We start from the raw sequence: 2,221 nt of genomic DNA, 5'->3' as shown, positions 1-2,221 counted from the left end.
CGCTTTGGGGGCCCAGGTAGCTCAGTCGGTAGAGCAGGGGACTGAAAATCCCCGTGTCGGTGGTTCGATTCCGCCCCTGGGCACCAGGTTCGACCAAGGGCTTGGGTCTTCGCCGGACCCAGGCCCTTTTCCTTTGCCGCCCCGCGGCCCCGCCCCCGCGCGGGGAGGACACCGATGCCTTACCGCCTTGAGCTTCGGGCCCCGGCCAAGGTGAACCTCGTCCTCGAGGTCCTGGGCCGCCGGCCCGACGGGTACCACGATCTGCGGATGCTGATGGCTCCGATCTCGTGGTTCGACGACCTGTGGCTCGAACCCGTGGACGAGCCGGGCCGGGTGGAGATGGCCGGCCAGGGGCCGGGGGCCGAGGAGAACCTCTGCGTGCGCGCCGCCCGGTACTACTTCGGGGTCACCGGCGTGGCCGCCGGCGTCCGGATCGGCCTCGAGAAATCCATCCCGGCCGGGGCGGGGCTCGGCGGGGGATCGAGCGACGCCGCCGCCGTGATCCTTGGGCTCGAGCGCCTGTTCGGCCGGCCGTTGCCCCCCGCCGAGCGAAGCCGGGCGGCGTTCGCCGTGGGAGCGGACGTGCCGTTTTTTTTCGCCCGAGGCCCGGCGTGGGTGGAGGGGGTGGGGGAACGGGTGACCCCGATCGGGCCCGGGGAACTGTGGCTCGTGGTGGTGTGGCCCGGCGTGAATCTTTCGACGGCCCGGGTCTTTTCCCGGTATTCCCAAGGCTTGACTTCCCGTAGGGCCGCCCCTAGGATAGCGCACCTCACTTTCCGGGGGGTACGGGGTGAGGTGCGCAACGACCTCGAACCCTTCGCCCTGGCGGAGTGCCCCGAGGTGGGAGAGGCCCTGGGCCTTTTGGCCGGCGCTCCGGTGGCGGCCATGACGGGATCGGGCTCGGCCGTGTTCGGCCTCCTGTCGGACCGGCGCAGCGCCGAAGCGCTCCACGCCGAGGTCGCGCCGCGGGTGGCGGCCCGCGGGTGGGAGGCACGGCTGGTGCGCACCCTGGGGCCGGGCGAGTTTCCGTTCCGGGACGAGCGGGGATCGGGCGCTCATCGCAATCGGTAACCGTTGGGGCGTCGCCAAGCGGTAAGGCACCGGATTTTGATTCCGGCATTCGCAGGTTCGAATCCTGCCGCCCCAGCCAGGTTTTGAACCTCCCGGCCGCCGTTCGGGCTGCCGGGTCTTTCGTCGGTACGATTTCATGCACAACGTTCGGGTGTTCACCGGAAACGCGAACCGGCCCCTGGCCGAGGCCATCTGCCGAAGGCTCGGGCTCCCGTTGGGCCGCGCCGTGGTGCGCCGGTTCAGCGACGGCGAGGTGGCGGTGGAGGTGGAGGAGAGCGTCCGCGGCTGGGACGTGTTCGTGATCCAGCCCACCTGCCCTCCCGTGAACGACCACCTCATGGAGCTCCTGGTCATGATGGACGCCCTCAAGCGCGCCAGCGCGGGGTCCATCTCGGTGGTCATGCCCTACTACGGGTACGCCCGGCAGGACCGGAAGGTGAACCCCCGGGTGCCGATCACGGCGAAGCTGGTGGCCGATCTCATCACGGTGGCCGGGGCCGACCGGATCCTGACCGTGGATCTCCACGCGGGCCAGATCCAGGGGTTTTTCGACATCCCGGTCGACAACCTCTACGCCACGCCGGTGCTCCTCGAGGAGTTCCGGCGTCGGTTGCCGGGGGACGACCTCGTGGTCGTGAGCCCCGACGCCGGGGGCGTGGAGCGGGCCCGGGCCTTCGCGAAGCGGCTCGACGCGGGGTTGGCCATCATCGACAAGCGGCGGGAGAAGGCGAACGTCAGCGAGGTGATGCACATCATCGGCGAGGTGGAGGGCCGGGACGCCCTTCTCCTCGACGACATGATCGACACCGCAGGCACCCTGACCAACGCGGCCCGGGCCCTCAAGGAAAACGGGGCCCGCCGCGTGTTCGCCGCGGCCACCCACCCGGTGCTCTCCGGGCCGGCCGTGGACCGGATCGTGGACTCGCCGCTGGAGCAGGTGGTGGTGACCGACACGATTCCCCTGAGCGCCCGGGCGAGGGAGAGCGGCAAGATCCACGCCGTCACCGTGTCCGGGTTGCTCGCCGAGGCGATCCGCCGGATCACGGAGTGCGGGTCGGTGAGTTCCCTGTTCGTTTAGCCTCGAGACGTTCTCGGAAAGGAAGAAGAACCATGCACGCGGAAGTCGAGTTTTCGGTGGAGCCCAAAGAGG

2 protein-coding genes and 2 tRNA genes are annotated in these 2,221 nt (G+C 70.0%); all 4 read left to right on the top strand.

The window, feature by feature from the left end:
• The first annotated feature begins 10 nt into the window (after positions 1 to 10).
• The 4 genes from ACY0I8_RS17875 to ACY0I8_RS17860 all read left to right on the top strand — a co-directional run bounded on the left by ACY0I8_RS17875 (position 11) and on the right by ACY0I8_RS17860 (position 2,149).
• Positions 11 to 86: transfer RNA gene (locus tag ACY0I8_RS17875), tRNA-Phe, on the top strand.
• Between the two features lie 88 nt (positions 87 to 174).
• On the top strand, positions 175 to 1,071 hold the full coding sequence (gene ispE, locus ACY0I8_RS17870) for a 4-(cytidine 5'-diphospho)-2-C-methyl-D-erythritol kinase (protein ID WP_461395823.1): 897 nt from the start codon (positions 175 to 177) through the stop codon (positions 1,069 to 1,071).
• A 4-nt stretch (positions 1,072 to 1,075) separates the two neighbouring features.
• Positions 1,076 to 1,150: transfer RNA gene (locus ACY0I8_RS17865), tRNA-Gln, on the top strand.
• A 57-nt stretch (positions 1,151 to 1,207) separates the two neighbouring features.
• On the top strand, positions 1,208 to 2,149 hold the full coding sequence (locus ACY0I8_RS17860) for a ribose-phosphate pyrophosphokinase (protein WP_461395822.1): 942 nt from the start codon (positions 1,208 to 1,210) through the stop codon (positions 2,147 to 2,149).
• The last annotated feature ends 72 nt before the right edge of the window (positions 2,150 to 2,221 follow it).

This window comes from Deferrisoma sp., from assembly GCF_054681715.1.
Note: the sequence above shows the minus strand (reverse complement) of the source record. Positions and strands in the feature narration are given on the sequence as shown.